This window comes from Enterococcus sp. AZ140, assembly GCF_051714405.1.
Classification (GTDB): Bacteria; Bacillota; Bacilli; order Lactobacillales; family Enterococcaceae; genus Enterococcus_B; species Enterococcus_B pernyi.
In genome coordinates this window covers 1,871,135-1,886,586 of the sequence record NZ_JBIORU010000001.1, presented here as the reverse complement: position 1 = coordinate 1,886,586, position 15,452 = coordinate 1,871,135, and the positions used below count along the sequence as shown (strand labels likewise).

Sequence of the window (15,452 nt, the reverse complement as noted above, 5' to 3'; positions counted from 1 at the left end):
ACAAAAATGGAAAGACAGGATGTTTCAGAAATGTTACACCAGCGTGAAAAAAGCCGAGGTCGTCTACGGGTGTATTTTGGTTTCGCGGCGGGAGTCGGCAAGACGTATGCAATGCTGGCGGAAGCACAAGAGCTGAGCGTACTAGGTAAAGACATTGTGGTCGGCTACATCGAACCTCATGATCGCCCGGATACGAACCAATTATTAGAAGGATTACCACAGATTCCTTTAAAAGAAGTGACGTATAAGGGGCTGACTTTGAGTGAACCTAATATCGATGCTATTATCAAACGTCAGCCAGAGATCGTTTTGATCGATGAATTAGCCCATAGTAATGCGCCAGGATCAAGAAATCGCAAGCGATATCAAGACATCGAAGAATTATTGAATGCAGGAATCAATGTCCATACGACGATCAACGTCCAACATATTGAAAGCTTGAATGATATCGTTGAAGAAGTGACTGGGATCGAAGTAAAAGAAACGGTTCCGGATACGTTTTTCCAACAGGCGACATTGAAGGTGATCGATGTGGAACCAGATGAATTGATCGATCGTTTAGCGCAAGGGAAAATCTATGCGGATGAAAATGCAAAACGCGCCTTGCAGCACTTCTTTATTCCTAAAAAATTGGAACAGTTACGAGGTCTAGCGATCCAACGGGCTTCGGATCATATCAATCGTGTGATCGGTAAAACAAATGGTGTCCAAAGTAAATTGATCACGATCGTTCAAGATGCTTTCCCTAAAATGGCTGAGAAAAGTATTCGGTGGACTGCTCGGTTAGCTCAAGGCTTGGGGGCAGAATGGATCGTGCTATACATTCGTTCCGATGATCGTTTACAAGGGACGAATGACTTAGCGGAGAAACTTGGCGCAGAAGTCGTGGTGATCGAGGAGGATCATTCATTTGAAACGATCGTCGAATATGCTAAACTGGTCGGCGCAACCGATTTGATCATCGGTAAAAATTTGGCGAAACCGTGGACGGAGCGATTGTTTTCAGAAGAGCTGGATGTACGACTGCTCAAACGATTGCCAGAAACTGAACTTCACTTGATTCCTTATAAAGAAAAACGTTCAACCATCCTTTCCCATTCCAAGAAATTAGTGGAAGGGGGAGGAAAAGATTTTGCGATTTCATTGATCTGTGTGTTCGTAGCAACGCTCTTGACTGAAGTGATGCAGTATCTTCACTTTGGAGAACAAAACTTGATGTTGGTGTACATTTTCTTTATCTTACTTGTTGCCCGTTTGACCTCTGGCTATTTTTGGAGCGCATTATCTTCTATTTTAAGTGTCTTAGCTTTCAACTGGTTTTTTGTCGAGCCGCTGTATTCCTTGACCGTATATAAACAAGGTTATCCGATTACTTTAGTCATCATGCTGATCGTTGCACTGATGATCAGTAATTTGATGGTTCGTCTGAAAAAACAGGCTGTCCATGCCAGAGAAAAAGAACAACAGATGGAAATTCTGTATGAACTGAACAAGCAGTTTGTTTTAGCAGAAGACCAGCAACAAATCGTTGAATTATCTGCCACTTATTTAGGTAGACTATTGGATCGGGAAGTGATTTTCTTTGATAAACATGCCATCAAGCTAAGCCAATATACACCAAAAGACGCCCCATTTTTACTCGATCATCCAGAAGAAGCAGCAGTAGCTTATTGGACGGCTAAAAATCAAAAAGACTCAGGTTATGGAACGGATACATTAAGTGGCGCAAAAGGTTTTTATTTACCGATTGTCGCAAATGGTAAGACGTTAGCTGTTTTAGGGATTCGTCGCAGCCGCGGGCTTCCAATAGAGGATAGCCAATTGAACTATTTACGATTAGTGTTGACTCAGCTTGCTGTTATCTTAGAGCAAACAGAGCTTAAGAATGAAAAAGAACAAATTGAGTTAGAAAATGAACGTGAAAAAGTTCGCAGTAATTTATTACGTGCGGTCTCCCATGATTTGCGTACGCCATTGACTGCGATTTCTGGGATTGCAGAAACACTCTTGCAAACAGATGAAGAGCTGAAACAAGCAACGCGCCAAAAATTGCTGACCGATATCCAGACAGAATCCCAATGGCTGATTCGCATGGTGGAGAATCTGTTGTCGATCACACGGATCAATATGGACACGATGCAAGTGAAAAAAACAACAGAACCGATTGAGGAAATCATCGAAGCAGTCTATGAACATGTCACAAAAGTTTATCCTGACAAGGAATTATTGGTTCATTTACCGACAGCGGTTTTATTTGTCGAAGTTGACCCTATCTTGATTGAGCAAGCGATGTTCAATCTGGTGGAAAATGCGTTTCGTCATGGATCGACACAAGGGCAAGTAGAAGTCAGCGTGTTTCAAGAGGGACCACAGGTCATTTGTGAAGTGAAGAATGATGGTGAAATCTCATTGAAGCAATATGAAAAAATCCAGATGAATCTATCCAATGAAGAAGAAGTACCAATCGATTCAAAAAATGGTCTTGGCATTGGCTTAAGTATTGTCAAAACCATCGTCCATGCCCATAATGGGAAATTAGAGATGGCTGTATCAGAAGGAAAAACAGTGGTTCGCATCTATTTGAATAAGAGTGAGGAGGTGACGTTACATGAGGAAAGTACTATTGATTGAAGATGACCCAACGATCACTGATTTTATGGAAGTCGTGTTGGCAAAAGAACACTATCACGTTACGATTGCTACAACAGGCATGGAAGCTTTGAATGTGTTCCAAGAAAATTCATTTGACTTACTTTTACTTGATTTAGGTTTGCCAGATATTGATGGCATTGAATTATTGAAAATCATTCGTAAACGACTGGCTACACCGTTGATCGTGATCTCAGCGCGAAACAACGAGCATGAAAAAGTCAAAGCCCTCGATCTCGGTGCTGATGATTACGTCACTAAGCCTTTTGGGATGAATGAATTACTTGCTAGGATCAGAACTGCTTTTCGTCATCGTAAACAAGAAGAATTACCTTCAGTTATCACGAACGGGGAATTATCATTGGACACAGAAAGTCAGCTGTTGACCAAAGCAGGAGAACCGATCCATCTCACTAAGAATGAATATCGTATCTTACTCGTGTTATTCCAACATCTCGGAAAAGTCGTCACGTATCGTGTATTAACATCAGAAGTTTGGGGACCTTATGGAACAGATTCCCAAGTGTTGCGTGTGAATATGTCAAACATTCGGAAAAAAATCGAGAAAAATACCATTAGTCCAGAATACTTGATCACTGAGATCGGGGTGGGCTATCGATTACGTGATTACCGAAATTCTTAGTAAGCGACAAACAAATTGAATATCGAAAAAAACGACAATCACCGAAGAATTTTACCTCTTGGTGATTGTCGTTTTTCGATGTGCTGTTTACCAGCTAGCACATGGAACACTTCTTTTATTTACAGCGCAAGCCAAATTGTGGTTTTCACGTTTTTACTTTAGCTCGCCTTTGATATCATCGATCATTTGACGACTAGCGATTGGTCCATTATATAACCAGCTAGAAGTTGGACCAAATTCGAACACTTGACCCGCTTTGACTGCTTTCAGATTTTGCCAAGTGGGTTCGTTGAACATCGCTGCTTGTTCATCACTATTGACTAAGATGATATAGTCTGCATCTAATTCAGCTAATTTTTCTGATGAAACAGCAGACCAATCAGAGGTTGCTTCTTTTGATACTTCTTCCACTAAAGGTGGGACACCGAATTGTAGATCTTCATAAACGATGCGACCACTTGAACGATTCTGGCTGACCATAAAGGCAGAGTTGTTCGTGACCCATAAGACGGCCGCTGTTTTCCCATCGATCTGATCACTCAATTCTTCTCGTGTTTCTTTCGCGTAATCTTGATAATCTTGAATGATTTCCTCTGCTTTGTCCTCTTTATTCAATACTTTGCCAATGTCTTGCAACTGTTCTTCCCATGTGACATCGGTACCATTTTTAACAACATAGGTTGGAGCAATTTTACTATATTGCTCGTATTTGCCGCCTTCAACAGTGGCTGAAGAAGAAATCAATAATAAATCAGGTTCAAAACTTAACACATTTTCATAGGGTAGATCATAGGAGATAGTTGGGACATCTTTCAGATCATCTTGTAAATAATCTTGGATCGAACCACTGCCGACTGTCCATTGAGCAACCGGGGTTTCACCTAACGCAACAAGATAATCCTCTAAATAACTGCCGATGATCCGCTTCGGTTGGTTAGGTATTTCAACTGAATGTCCTAATGTATCTGTCAAGGTATGCGTACCATTATCGGCAGTAGTCGATGAGGCGGTTGTCTCTTCGGTTGTAGATGAGCCTGGCGAGCAAGCACTCAGTAATCCCACCAAAAGTAATGCACTAGAGATTGTGAATAGTTTATTTTTAAGTCTCATGTCTTTCCTCCAAACGTAATTGAGAATGTTTCTCAATTGCTATTATTCCCCAAGAAAAGGGCGCTGTCAACTCTTTTTACTAACGTAAACGACGAAATTTGTGCTTGACGAATTTGTGAAGTACCGTCATAATTGAGAATGATTTTCAATGAGAGGGGGAAGTATATGTCTAGATTAAATGCAGTTGAAATTACTACCGGTTACCCCAACAAAACGATAATTGAAAATTTGTCTGTCGCTATACCAGAAGGGAAAATCACCAGTTTGATTGGCCCGAACGGCAGTGGAAAGTCTACATTATTAAAAAGCTTTACCCGCATACTTCCTGTAAAAAACGGTAAAATATTAGTCAACGATCGTGACTTGACGACCTATCATTCGAAAGAACTCGCTCGGAAACTTGCCTTACTAGCCCAAACGAGTGAATACCCATTAGGAATGACAGTCGAAGAAGTCGTTTCTTACGGTAGATATCCTTATCAAAAACTATTCAGTGGCATGGATGATCAAGATCTGCAAGCCATTGAGTGGGCATTGACAGCGACCGATCTGATCTCGCTAAAAGATCGAGACTTAGCGAGTTTATCCGGAGGTCAAGCCCAACGAGTCTGGATTGCGATGGCGTTAGCTCAAGAAGCAGATATCTTGATCCTTGATGAACCGACAACTTTTTTAGATCCGGCGCATCAACTGGAAATCTTAGATCTGCTGAAAGAAATCAACCGAATGAAAAAAACAACGATTTTGATGTCGATCCATGACATCAATCATGCCTCCCGCTTTTCCGATTATTTAGTCGCAATGAAAGATGGGCGATTAATCGTCAACGGGACCCCAGAACAAGTCATCACGAAAGAATGGATGAGAGAGATTTTTGAGATCGAAGCACAAATCGTTCAATTACCTGAAACAAATAAACCTGTCTTTTTAACATATGATCTCATCAAGAAACCGGAGGGAAAATGATGAGGAAAGGGAAAAAAATAAATATCCTATGGCTGCTTCTGTTATTGGCAATCCTTGTCTTCTTTTTTGCTTTGTATAATGGTGCTTCTGAAGTTAAAGGAAATGAAGTCTGGCAGGCGTTGTTCCAGTTCGATCCAACTGATCAAGCCCAGCAGATCATACGTAATATCCGTCTGCCTCGGGTCATCGGAGCATTTATTGTGGGTAGCTGTTTCGCCCTCAGTGGCGCTTTGATGCAAGGGGTAACGCGAAACAACTTGGCAGATTCAGGATTGTTAGGGATCAATGCTGGTGCCTCGTTAGCCATGGCATTTAGCTTTGCTTTTTTACCTAAAGCTTCGCCGTTTTCAATTTTTCTGCTTTCATTACTTGGTTCGTTGATCGTGACGATGATCGTTCTAGGTTTTTTCAGTTTTTCAAAAATAGGACTCAGTACTATGCAGATGATTTTAGCCGGTGTGGCAATCAGTTCTTTTTTTACCGCAATCAGCCAAGCGTTGACCCAGTTATTTAATCTACAACAAGATTTGACTTTTTGGTTTGTTGGCGGCGCGGCGAATATTACTTGGCAACAGTTGCTCGTTCTTTCACCTATCTATCTAGTGGCGGTTATTGGCTCTTTTCTCTTAGGGAAGTCGATCTCCCTGATCCATTTGAGTGAATCACATGCGATCGCCTTAGGAGGACATCCACAGCGCACACGGGTATTGGTTTTCATCTTTGTTTCGATCTTAGCAGCGTTAGCTGTTTCTTTAGTTGGTCCCGTCTCTTTTATTGGTTTGATGGTTCCACCTGTTGTTCGTGGCTTTGTTGGTACGGATTATCGGTACGTCTTGCCAGCTTCATTTATCGCTGGGGGGATCTTAGTTATGTTAGCAGATTTTGTGGCACGCATGGTCAATCCACCATTTGAAACACCTTTTGGCTTAGTCATTTCCTTGATTGGTGTCCCTTTTTTATTGGTACAGGTTAGGAGGGAACGCGTGTGAAAAAAATATATTGGGGGATTGGCCTGTTACTATTTTTATGGCTTGTGACTGCGGGAATCAGTTTAATGATCGGTACACCGTTTCTTTATATTGACCAATTGATCGATGTCGCACTTGGTAGAGGAACACAGGTCCAACAATTGGTTCTGACAGAATTTCGCTTGCCACGCCTATTGATCAGTTTATTCGCAGGTACCTGTCTAGGAATCGCAGGCTATCTTTTGCAAGGAGTAACTAGAAACCCATTAGCTGATTCAAGTATTTTAGGTATCAACTCCGGCGCAGGATTTTTTGTGATGTTATACTTAGGTTTTTTTACTAGCCATGCGTCACCTTTCTTGTTGCTTTTCGTTGCCTTTCTAGGCGGCACGCTTGCTGCATGTCTAGTCTATTTTGTTGCCTATCAGCGTTCTGGACAAGTAGCGATGAATCGCTTGCTCCTTTCAGGTATCGCTGTGAATGCGGGCTTTTCTGCGGCAATGCTATTAAGTACGATAAAAATCTCAAAAGAAAATTATGGCTTTGTGAACGCTTGGTTAGCAGGTTCGATCTGGGGGGCTAGTTGGCCTTATGTCACTGCCTTTTTGCCATGGGTACTTATTCTGATCCCTTTAGCGTTTTTCTATAGTCGCAGGATCGGTCTTTTATCCTTTGGACCAGAACGTGCGCAAAGCTTAGGATTGAATGTGTCACGAAGTCAGTCGATTATACTACTGCTTGCTGTAGGCTTAGCCTGTGGCAGTGTTGCTGTGGCAGGTAGTTTGTCCTTTGTAGGCTTACTCGCACCACATGCTGCCAAAATCATTGTACGTAAAGAAAATCAGTGGACCCTCCTTTTTAGTGGTTTGTTCGGAGGATTATTTGTCAACATTGCTGATATTCTTGCGCGCGTCATTTTGCCAGATGGAGAAGTACCTACAGGGATCTTGATTGCCGTCTTGGGCGCACCGTATTTTCTTTATTTATTATTTTATATTCAAAAGAAACAATTATCTGTATAAGAGAAGAGCAGAATGTTGGAATCAGTTTGGATAGCATAGAGGAACACTGAAGGAGATTTTTCCTTCAGTGTTTTTTAGTCCATTGAGAAATACCTTTAACAACCAGATAAGAAATAAAGTAACAAGACCTATCTAATACAATTCTCATCCAACAAAAGGTTATGTATTGTTATAATGAATATGTAAGCGTTCTATCTAAACATTGTGATAAAGGAGGAAGTTATGGTCACATTCAGCAGTAATTCTCAACAAGCCCAACAGTCCACTTCAAGAATCACCAGTGCAACCACCCCTTTAAACCAAGCATCATCGCTTCAAAATGACACACGCACCACGCTAATTGGCAATCAAGACATTCAAAGTAGCATAACGTCCGCCAAAAACTCAGCCAATCAAATTGCCTCAGCCATCTCAGGCGCTGCTAATCAATTGCAAACTGCTGCTCAAGGATTTTCTGCACTAGACACTCAGTTAAGTCGAGATCTTTTTAAGGAGAGACGCTAATGGATCAATGGACAACTCTTGATACCGAGGAAACGTTGCTGCAAGCAAAAAGAGAAGAACAGGCAAAGAAAATGAAACAACTTGATGCCTGCCGTTCAGATTACCAGAATCACTTTAAAGAAATCGGAAACTTCTTATTTCGATTACAATTGTCTTACCAGAAGTCGAATACCTCTAAATCTATCGAAATATTCACCACAGAATTTTCACAACAAAGTAGGCGATTGATGAATGGCTTTGATGAATGTCAACACCACGAAATGCTCCAACAGCAAAGCATCACACAAAAGCTTGATGAGATTGCCTTTGAGAAAAGAAAAATTTTGTTGGAGGATCAAAACACATGAGTATTGATATGTATCTTTCGGATTCCTTAGCCCAAGCCACGAGCGCCAGTCACTTCTGCCAAAAACAAGTCACTGATTACCAAAATCTCCAACAAGCCATCACTCAATTCACTTTACAAACGCCCAATCTCCAAGGAAAAACCTACGACGCTGCGAAAGCCTATTTTTCTCAAATACTTTACCCACTCGTCCAAGGAGGAATCTTACTCTCCGAAGCGGTCGAAAAAGCAGCGAAACGATTTCCACAGGAATACATAAATCAAGTTGATTCCATCAGCTTGAAACAATCCGAATTAGAAGCGCAAATTCGTCAAATGAATCAATATATCACCCAAGCCGAGGGGATACGGCAGTTGCTTCTTTCACCTCATATGCCGGAAGAACACCAAGGGTTTCAACTCAATCAGAATACGTTGTTACTCACGATGTATCATGACTTGAAACACAAGCTGGAAGAAAAACTCCAAAAACTCTTAGCTTACAACCAAAGCTCCGCGCAATTTTTTACAGAAATCAAAAGTCTCGAACAAGCAGTCAATCAAGGCCTTGCTCAAACGAAAACTGCTTGGAATAGCCAAACGAAGACATTCTCTATGCCGAAAGATTTGTCCTGGACAACTACGATCCAAGACAAATGGCAACAAGCAGACAACGAGAAAAAAGGTATCGATCCAACTAAAAACAAAGAACTAGAAAAGTACAACGTCTATGCTCTCATTATTCACGATAGCGAGGGCAACCCACGTGTCTTTTGGAAAATCGAAGACAAGCAATCAGGCTACGGCATCGTGAACCCCGAGCTGTATCAATATGTCACGAAAGTAGGTCACTACTTAGAACCTGAACTGATCCAGTTCATGACGTATGATACTTACCAAGAGAAAGTCAATGCGGCTTGGCGCCAAGGTGTCAATTACGAAACCGGTGAAAAACTAGACCCACTCTTAGGCAGTCTCGTCTCTACCTCGCAATACGTTAAAGACGGCTACACATGGATCAACGAATCTGAACTCGGTCAAGCCCTGATGATCTTAGGCTTTACTTATGCGTCTTACAAAGTATTGACGACCACTGGTGTGAAGCATGTAGAGAATGGTAAGATTGAGGAGGTGGGTAATCCTAAAGAAATTAATATTCATGGAAAACTAAATACGGAATTAGATGAAATTGATTTAATTAACAAGGTTATTTATGAAGATAAATCTGCTTCTAAGCTATATATGGAAAATCCTGATTTTCCTCAAACTGAAAAGCAGTGGGCTTATAAACATATATTTAAAAAAGGTTCTAATAGACTGGATGCGCTAAATCAAACTGAAATTAGTATATCTGGTATAGACAGTAGTTTAGTTTCTTCCATGGATGAGATTAAAAATATTAAAGATTATACATTTAGGATTGATACAGATACTCCAGCTTTGCGTGAAGCTGTTCAAGAACAAATTAATAATCTTAAAACAAAGTATCCAGACTATAATTTTAATGTAACATATGGAGGTGAAAAATAATGTCAGTAGGATTATTTAAATATAATGGGGATATCTATGAGGAAAACTCTGAAGTTATATTAAGTGAAAACATATCCTCACAATCATTTTATGAAAGGTATTGGGAAAAAGCTATAGGAGAATTGGGTATCAAATATATACAAGATGGTGCGGAATTTAATAATACTAAACTAGAAGTTGTCATGGAAGAATTAGATTTACTGAAGAGCTGGGCAATAGCAAATCTTCAGGGAGAAGAGAAAGAATACATGACTGCTAGGATTGAGAATTTAGAAGAAGTCATTCCAAAATCTTTAATTTCAAAAAAAGATATATTATATATTTTTTAAAAAATGAAAAAAGTAAACTAAGGTTTAATAGAAATCAAGTTGTTAAGATTAAACACATTTAAATACTTGAAAATACTCAATTCATAAGTAAGGAAGTTGAAACTGAATAGGAAACATAGTTAATAAAAAACATTCACATTATTAGTCAAAACTAATTTGTGAATGTTTTTTGTGGAATTTGATGGCAATAACTACATGACGTAGCTGCGGGTTACCCAAGGTTCAACGAATGTAAAACCAGCAAAGCTATGATAGATCGATGTCCTAACTAAAATTAGACAGAACAAATCCAAAAATCGAAAAAGTTAAATTGCTATTTTCTCCGTTTTCCGCTACCATTTTAACAGAAGGTAGGCAGGTGATTATTTGGGGTACGAAAAGCAGAAAAAAGAACAGCTCCGACAGTTTGGTATCGATAAACTTAAAAAAATTGCTATTAGTGGCTATAAAAAAGAAAAAGAACAAAAAATCTATAAGCTATTGTTTGCAACAGAGTATTGGAAACAGGCGAAAGTCATCGGGTTGACACTTTCAAATGAATTTGAAATAGATACACGACCGTTGATCGAACAAGCGAGAGCCACAGGGAAAATCGTTGTGATCCCCAAGACATTGCCAAAACGTCAAATGGCATTTTATGAGTTCTCTGAGAACACAGTATTGAAACGGTCAAGTTTTGGTGTCTTAGAACCCGTTTCAACGCATCTTTATGAGTCACAAATGATTGATTTATTGATCGTCCCAGGAATCATCTTTCATCCAGATGGGTACAGGATCGGCTTTGGTGGAGGATATTATGATCGCTATCTGGAAGAGTATCCGCATCAAACGTGCAGCTTGACTTTCAAAGAGATGATCCATAATGATTGGGAACCAGAAGACTTTGATAAGAAAATCCAACATTTATTGAGCGACTAAAAATCAAGGGGGTATATATGAAAGTAAATCGGCAGCAACAATTCAAATTAAAATCTTGGCTCGATGGGCCATTTTTAACTCAGATTTTTTTAGTGATCCAAACAATCGTCTTTATCGCAATGGAGGTATTACCTGGTAATAGCGTGGCTTTTGAACTAGGTATGTCTGGCCAGCATGTTGCCTATTTACATGAATGGTGGCGTTTGATCACACCAATATTTATTCATTTTGGAATGATGCATTTTGTATTGAACTCTGTCGTCTTGTATTTTATGGGTTCACAAATCGAAACGGTATACGGTCATTGGCGCTTTTTCTTGATTTATTTACTTAGTGGTATCATGGGAAATGTGACCAGTTTCGCCTTCAATGAAATGAATGTATTATCTGGTGGAGCAAGTACATCGCTTTTTGGTTTATTTGGTGCATTATTTGTTCTTGGTATTCATTACAAAAATGATTATGTGGTGAAACAGCTTGTACGCCGTTACATGATATTCATCGTTTTTTCTTTCATATTCGGTTTATCAGACAGTTCAGTGGATATTTGGGGGCATGTTGGTGGCTTGATCGGAGGTTTCCTGATAGGGAATCTACTAGGTTTACCAAATCGATCCAATGATTACTCGATCCATCATCGTATTTTATCGTCGATCGTTTTTCTCTTTCTTTTTATAATATGTGTTTTAGTGGGTTTAAAAAATTATGGAATACTTGTATAATGTGAAGGAAGTGCTTTAAATGGAAAGCTTATACGACGTACAACAGCTATTCAAGAGATTTGGTATCTTTATTTATGTGGGAGCACGGATTTATGATATTGAATTGATGACGATCGAATTACGTAAGCTTTATGATAATCATTTGATCGATCACGAAACATATATGACTGCGTGGCACATCTTAAAAAGAGAACACCGAATCGAAGAGAGCAGAAAGAAAGGAATTTGATCATGGACAAAAAAATTATTGGGATTGATTTAGGTGGAACAACAGCAAAATTTGCGATCTTGACACCTGACGGAGAAATTCAACAGAAATGGAGTATCGATACCAATATTTTGGATGATGGCAAACACATTATTCCTGAAATCATTGAATCTATCAATCATCGTCTGAACTTATACGGTATGAAAGCGGAAGATTTCATCGGTATCGGTATGGGGACACCAGGGACAGTCGACAGCGAAGCTGGTACAGTGATTGGTGCGTACAATTTAAACTGGCGCGAGCTTCAATTTGTCAAAAAAATGATTGAAGAAGGAACGGGTATCAAATTTGCCATCGATAATGACGCCAATGTCGCAGCACTAGGCGAACGCTGGAAAGGTGCAGGTGAAAACGATCCTGATGTCGTATTCATCACCCTAGGTACAGGTGTTGGTGGCGGTATCGTTGCGGATGGTCATTTACTTCACGGTGTGACGGGAGCAGCTGGAGAAGTCGGACACATCACGATCGATCCAAATGGATTCGAATGTACTTGTGGCAAACGTGGTTGTTTAGAAACTGTCTCAAGTGCGACAGGTGTCGTCCGAGTAGCGCGTCATTTAGCAGAAGAATACGCTGGCGATTCAAGACTGAAAGCAATGCTTGATAATGGTGAAGAAGTAACAAGTAAAGATGTTTTTGAATTAGCAGAAGCAGATGATCCATTTGGTTTGATGGTGGTCGATCGTGTCTGTCTATATCTAGGACTAGCTTGTGGGAATTTAGGAAACACGTTGAATCCATCAAGTATTGTCATCGGTGGAGGCGTATCTGCTGCGGGAGAATTCTTACGCAGTCGTGTGGAGAAATATTTCAAAGAATTTACTTTCCCACAAGTGAGAGAATCAACAAAAATCAAATTAGCTGAATTAGGAAATGAAGCAGGTGTCATTGGTGCTGCCTCATTAGCCTTGAAATATGCTGAATAAAGTGGAGGCACGACATGGTTTTATGGATTATTAACATCATTTTATTACTGATCATCTTAGCTATCGTATTTTGGGAAGTTTACTTACGAGTAATGGCTAAACGTTCTGCAACAATGCTTGAAGAAGAAGAATTTCGCGAAGGAATGCGTCGTGCACAAGTCATCGATGTTCGTGAAAAAGATGTCTTTGATGCGGGTCATATTTTAGGCGCTAGAAATATTCCTTACACAGTGCTAAAAAATTCACTTGGTTCGATTCGTAAAGACCAACCTGTTTACATTTATGATCAAAAGAAAAGTTTGAGTATTCGTACAGCCAACCAACTGCGTAAAGCAGGCTACCAAGATATCTATATCTTAAAAGGCGGCTACGATGGCTGGTCAGGTAAAATCAAAAGCAAAAAAGTCTAACGAGGAGTCCTGTACTTCTTGTGTCACCTTAGTAGCAACAAGAATAAGAGCAGTTATTCGCTCTTTTTTCTTGTTGTTTTTTCTTATCGAAGAAAAATTATGCTATGATTGGATGAGAGGACACGACGGAGGTAGTAAGCTCCAAGGAATTTCCTAAATCGTTCTCTAAATTTACGGATGTTTATAGGGACTCAGTTGTTCACTAAACGAAAAAAATGAAGAACTGTTGCTCCTCAGTGAGTTAGCTAAGAAAATCAGCGTAGCGCATATTAAGTGAAATCAAAAGGATATATGCGTAACAACTAAGCAAATACATATAGGTAGGTGGATAGATGAGAATTGGGATCATCGGGGCAGGACCTCGCGGACTTAGCATGTTAGAGCGTTTACTCTATAATCAACAACAAGAAGATATTGAGATCCTCCTTTTTGATCCAAGTGGGATCGGTGGTAAGGTTTGGCGAGTCGATCAGCCAAAAGAAGTACTGATGAATTCATTGTCGTCCCAAGTGACGATGTTTACGGATGAGACATTGAGCAGTGGGGGTGTGATCGCTAACGGAGTGAACCTCTATCAATGGGCGAAAGAATTTGCCCCTTCCTATCTCAGTAAGACAACCATCAAGGAAAAAGAAGCGTTTATAGGTGAAGCGGCTAATTTATTAGAAAACCAACCAACGAGTCGGCGATTTTTCGGCGCCTATCTCCAATGGTTTTACGAAGGACTACAGGAACGATTTTCTGATCGTTTCGATTATATCCAAAAATTAGTTATCGAAACTACCAAGAAAGAGAAACAATTCATTCTGCGAACTAAAGACGAAACATATGTGGTGGATCAACTGATTCTAGCAACGGGTCATTGGGAACATGAACAAACCTCGGAAGAAAGCCAATTAAGTGAGTATGCGGCTGAGCATCACTTATTTTACCAAGGACCAGCTAATCCAGCAGATGTTGATTTATCGATAATTCCTGCTCAAAAGCCGGTGTTTATTCGGGGCTTAGGTTTGTGCTTTTTTGACTATATCGGTTTATTGACGCAACAACGAGGCGGGCGCTTTGAAGAACTGGAAGGTCGATTGGTTTATCGTCCGTCTGGAGAAGAACCTATCGTCTATTGTGGCTCTCGGCGAGGGTTACCTTACTATCCCCATGGACGCAACCAGAAAAAAGTTGGCGAGGTGGCACAGCCAGTTATTCTGACGCAAGAACGATTAAATACGTACTATCGGACCCAAAAACTGACTGGACAAGATTTCTTTGCGGACTTAAAAAAAGATCTCGAATTGTTCTATTATAAAAAAGTGATCGAGGAACATGGGTTGTCGATTTCTCTCAGCGAATTTCAAGAAGTCTTTCTTGGAGCTATAGAAAAGGAATGGCTGCAAAAATATCCTGAATTATCAAGACACTTGTGGTCATGGGACTTACTGGCTCATTTGACCGACCACACGTTACCCTATCCACAAATGAGTCGGAGGTATATCGAAGATCAAATCAATGAAGCGCAAAAAGGGAATGTGGACGGTCCATTGATTGCGACGTTGGATGCATTGAAAGATTGGCGAAATATGGTGCATCAAGTAATGCTATGGGAAGTTTTTTCTGCAAAAGAATATAAAGAAGTATTGTGGCAATGGTTCAATACGTTTGATGCTTTTTTTACTATTGGTCCGCCTTTACGAAGAACCCAGGAATTAGCAGCATTGATCGATGCAGGAATTTTCCATTTGGTGGAACCTCCTTTTACTGTTGTAGGAAAGGACAAGAGATTTCACCTGGAACCAGAAGGGCTTACAAGTAGCTATCTAATTGAGGCACGATTACCAAAAAATGACTTACGAACAACAAGAAATCCAGCCTTGATCAGTCTACGTGATGCCCAGATCCTTCAGCCATTCCAGTTGCATGATCCAAGTGGCGATTTCGTTTCTGGTGCGGTAGCAATCGAACGAGAAAATTCACGTGTGATCGATGCCCATGGAGAAGTACAAAACAATTTGTATTGTATCGGCATCCCAACTGAAGGGGTAGAATGGTTAACAGCCTCCGTTCCGAGACCCCATGTCGATTTTTGGAATCTTAGACAAATTGATCGTATCGCACAACTGATTTTAGCAGAAAAATCATAAAAAGAACGTTCTTTTTGAATAGCA

Annotated in this window: 16 protein-coding genes; 15 read left to right on the top strand and 1 reads right to left on the bottom strand. The window is 40.2% G+C overall.

Annotated features, from left to right (window positions below):
• Positions 1-6 precede the first annotated feature (6 nt).
• Both IGJ39_RS08655 and IGJ39_RS08650 read left to right on the top strand, forming a co-directional pair.
• Positions 7-2,631, top strand: coding sequence for a DUF4118 domain-containing protein (locus IGJ39_RS08655; RefSeq protein WP_438764496.1), 2,625 nt, complete (start codon positions 7-9; stop codon positions 2,629-2,631).
• Positions 2,609-3,292 carry a response regulator transcription factor gene (locus IGJ39_RS08650; RefSeq protein ID WP_438764494.1) on the top strand — a complete coding sequence of 228 codons (684 nt, stop codon included), beginning with the start codon at positions 2,609-2,611 and terminating at the stop codon, positions 3,290-3,292. Before IGJ39_RS08655 ends, IGJ39_RS08650 begins: the two co-directional genes overlap by 23 nt.
• 153 nt (positions 3,293-3,445) lie before the next feature.
• On the opposite strand, the gene IGJ39_RS08645 is transcribed toward IGJ39_RS08650, so the two are convergent.
• Positions 3,446-4,402 (bottom strand): iron-hydroxamate ABC transporter substrate-binding protein, encoded by a 957-nt coding sequence (locus tag IGJ39_RS08645; RefSeq protein WP_104776573.1) that lies wholly within the window; start codon positions 4,400-4,402, stop codon positions 3,446-3,448.
• Positions 4,403-4,567: 165 nt separating this feature from the next.
• Between IGJ39_RS08645 and IGJ39_RS08640 the strand changes: the two genes are divergently transcribed.
• The 13 genes from IGJ39_RS08640 (at position 4,568) to IGJ39_RS08580 (ending at position 15,428) form a co-directional block, all read left to right on the top strand.
• Positions 4,568-5,368 (top strand): ABC transporter ATP-binding protein, encoded by an 801-nt coding sequence (locus tag IGJ39_RS08640; protein WP_066025272.1) that lies wholly within the window; start codon positions 4,568-4,570, stop codon positions 5,366-5,368.
• Positions 5,368-6,357, top strand: coding sequence for a FecCD family ABC transporter permease (locus IGJ39_RS08635; RefSeq protein WP_108145762.1), 990 nt, complete (start codon positions 5,368-5,370; stop codon positions 6,355-6,357). The genes IGJ39_RS08640 and IGJ39_RS08635 overlap by 1 nt, the downstream gene beginning before the upstream one ends.
• Positions 6,354-7,358 (top strand): FecCD family ABC transporter permease, encoded by a 1,005-nt coding sequence (locus tag IGJ39_RS08630; RefSeq protein ID WP_195339562.1) that lies wholly within the window; start codon positions 6,354-6,356, stop codon positions 7,356-7,358. The genes IGJ39_RS08635 and IGJ39_RS08630 overlap by 4 nt, the downstream gene beginning before the upstream one ends.
• 222 nt (positions 7,359-7,580) lie before the next feature.
• On the top strand, positions 7,581-7,862 hold the full coding sequence (locus IGJ39_RS08625) for a TIGR04197 family type VII secretion effector (protein ID WP_019724481.1): 282 nt from the start codon (positions 7,581-7,583) through the stop codon (positions 7,860-7,862).
• Positions 7,862-8,209: a DUF3958 family protein gene (locus tag IGJ39_RS08620; RefSeq protein WP_317742935.1), complete on the top strand. Its 348-nt coding sequence runs from the start codon at positions 7,862-7,864 to the stop codon at positions 8,207-8,209. The genes IGJ39_RS08625 and IGJ39_RS08620 overlap by 1 nt, the downstream gene beginning before the upstream one ends.
• Positions 8,206-9,717 (top strand): transposase, encoded by a 1,512-nt coding sequence (locus IGJ39_RS08615; protein WP_438764490.1) that lies wholly within the window; start codon positions 8,206-8,208, stop codon positions 9,715-9,717. Before IGJ39_RS08620 ends, IGJ39_RS08615 begins: the two co-directional genes overlap by 4 nt.
• Positions 9,717-10,046, top strand: coding sequence for a hypothetical protein (locus IGJ39_RS08610; RefSeq protein ID WP_019723939.1), 330 nt, complete (start codon positions 9,717-9,719; stop codon positions 10,044-10,046). The genes IGJ39_RS08615 and IGJ39_RS08610 overlap by 1 nt, the downstream gene beginning before the upstream one ends.
• 366 nt (positions 10,047-10,412) lie before the next feature.
• Positions 10,413-10,964: a 5-formyltetrahydrofolate cyclo-ligase gene (locus IGJ39_RS08605; RefSeq protein WP_195339150.1), complete on the top strand. Its 552-nt coding sequence runs from the start codon at positions 10,413-10,415 to the stop codon at positions 10,962-10,964.
• A 17-nt stretch (positions 10,965-10,981) separates the two neighbouring features.
• Complete coding sequence (locus IGJ39_RS08600) at positions 10,982-11,686, top strand: rhomboid family intramembrane serine protease (protein WP_271553458.1); 705 nt, start codon at positions 10,982-10,984, stop codon at positions 11,684-11,686.
• 19 nt (positions 11,687-11,705) lie between these two features.
• Positions 11,706-11,915 (top strand): YqgQ family protein, encoded by a 210-nt coding sequence (locus IGJ39_RS08595; protein WP_010735144.1) that lies wholly within the window; start codon positions 11,706-11,708, stop codon positions 11,913-11,915.
• A 2-nt stretch (positions 11,916-11,917) separates the two neighbouring features.
• Entirely contained in the window at positions 11,918-12,883 is a 966-nt protein-coding gene (locus IGJ39_RS08590) for an ROK family glucokinase (protein WP_019723942.1), read from the top strand.
• A gap of 14 nt (positions 12,884-12,897) precedes the next feature.
• Complete coding sequence (locus IGJ39_RS08585) at positions 12,898-13,293, top strand: rhodanese-like domain-containing protein (RefSeq protein ID WP_019723943.1); 396 nt, start codon at positions 12,898-12,900, stop codon at positions 13,291-13,293.
• A 332-nt stretch (positions 13,294-13,625) separates the two neighbouring features.
• On the top strand, positions 13,626-15,428 hold the full coding sequence (locus IGJ39_RS08580) for an FAD/NAD(P)-binding protein (RefSeq protein ID WP_438764487.1): 1,803 nt from the start codon (positions 13,626-13,628) through the stop codon (positions 15,426-15,428).
• The last annotated feature ends 24 nt before the right edge of the window (positions 15,429-15,452 follow it).

Excerpts from the sequence above, each read along its gene's own strand:
- IGJ39_RS08640 (WP_066025272.1), top strand. The coding sequence starts at position 4,568 with ATGTCTAGATTAAATGCAGTTGAAATTACTACCGGTTACCCCAACAAA.
- IGJ39_RS08580 (WP_438764487.1), top strand. The coding sequence starts at position 13,626 with ATGAGAATTGGGATCATCGGGGCAGGACCTCGCGGACTTAGCATGTTA.
- IGJ39_RS08655 (WP_438764496.1), top strand. The coding sequence starts at position 7 with ATGGAAAGACAGGATGTTTCAGAAATGTTACACCAGCGTGAAAAAAGC.
- IGJ39_RS08615 (WP_438764490.1), top strand. The coding sequence starts at position 8,206 with ATGAGTATTGATATGTATCTTTCGGATTCCTTAGCCCAAGCCACGAGC.
- IGJ39_RS08650 (WP_438764494.1), top strand. The coding sequence starts at position 2,609 with ATGAGGAAAGTACTATTGATTGAAGATGACCCAACGATCACTGATTTT.
- IGJ39_RS08635 (WP_108145762.1), top strand. The coding sequence starts at position 5,368 with ATGAGGAAAGGGAAAAAAATAAATATCCTATGGCTGCTTCTGTTATTG.
- IGJ39_RS08595 (WP_010735144.1), top strand. The coding sequence starts at position 11,706 with ATGGAAAGCTTATACGACGTACAACAGCTATTCAAGAGATTTGGTATC.
- IGJ39_RS08590 (WP_019723942.1), top strand. The coding sequence starts at position 11,918 with ATGGACAAAAAAATTATTGGGATTGATTTAGGTGGAACAACAGCAAAA.
- IGJ39_RS08610 (WP_019723939.1), top strand. The coding sequence starts at position 9,717 with ATGTCAGTAGGATTATTTAAATATAATGGGGATATCTATGAGGAAAAC.
- IGJ39_RS08620 (WP_317742935.1), top strand. The coding sequence starts at position 7,862 with ATGGATCAATGGACAACTCTTGATACCGAGGAAACGTTGCTGCAAGCA.
- IGJ39_RS08585 (WP_019723943.1), top strand. The coding sequence starts at position 12,898 with ATGGTTTTATGGATTATTAACATCATTTTATTACTGATCATCTTAGCT.
- IGJ39_RS08625 (WP_019724481.1), top strand. The coding sequence starts at position 7,581 with ATGGTCACATTCAGCAGTAATTCTCAACAAGCCCAACAGTCCACTTCA.
- IGJ39_RS08600 (WP_271553458.1), top strand. The coding sequence starts at position 10,982 with ATGAAAGTAAATCGGCAGCAACAATTCAAATTAAAATCTTGGCTCGAT.
- IGJ39_RS08645 (WP_104776573.1), bottom strand. The coding sequence starts at position 4,402 with ATGAGACTTAAAAATAAACTATTCACAATCTCTAGTGCATTACTTTTG.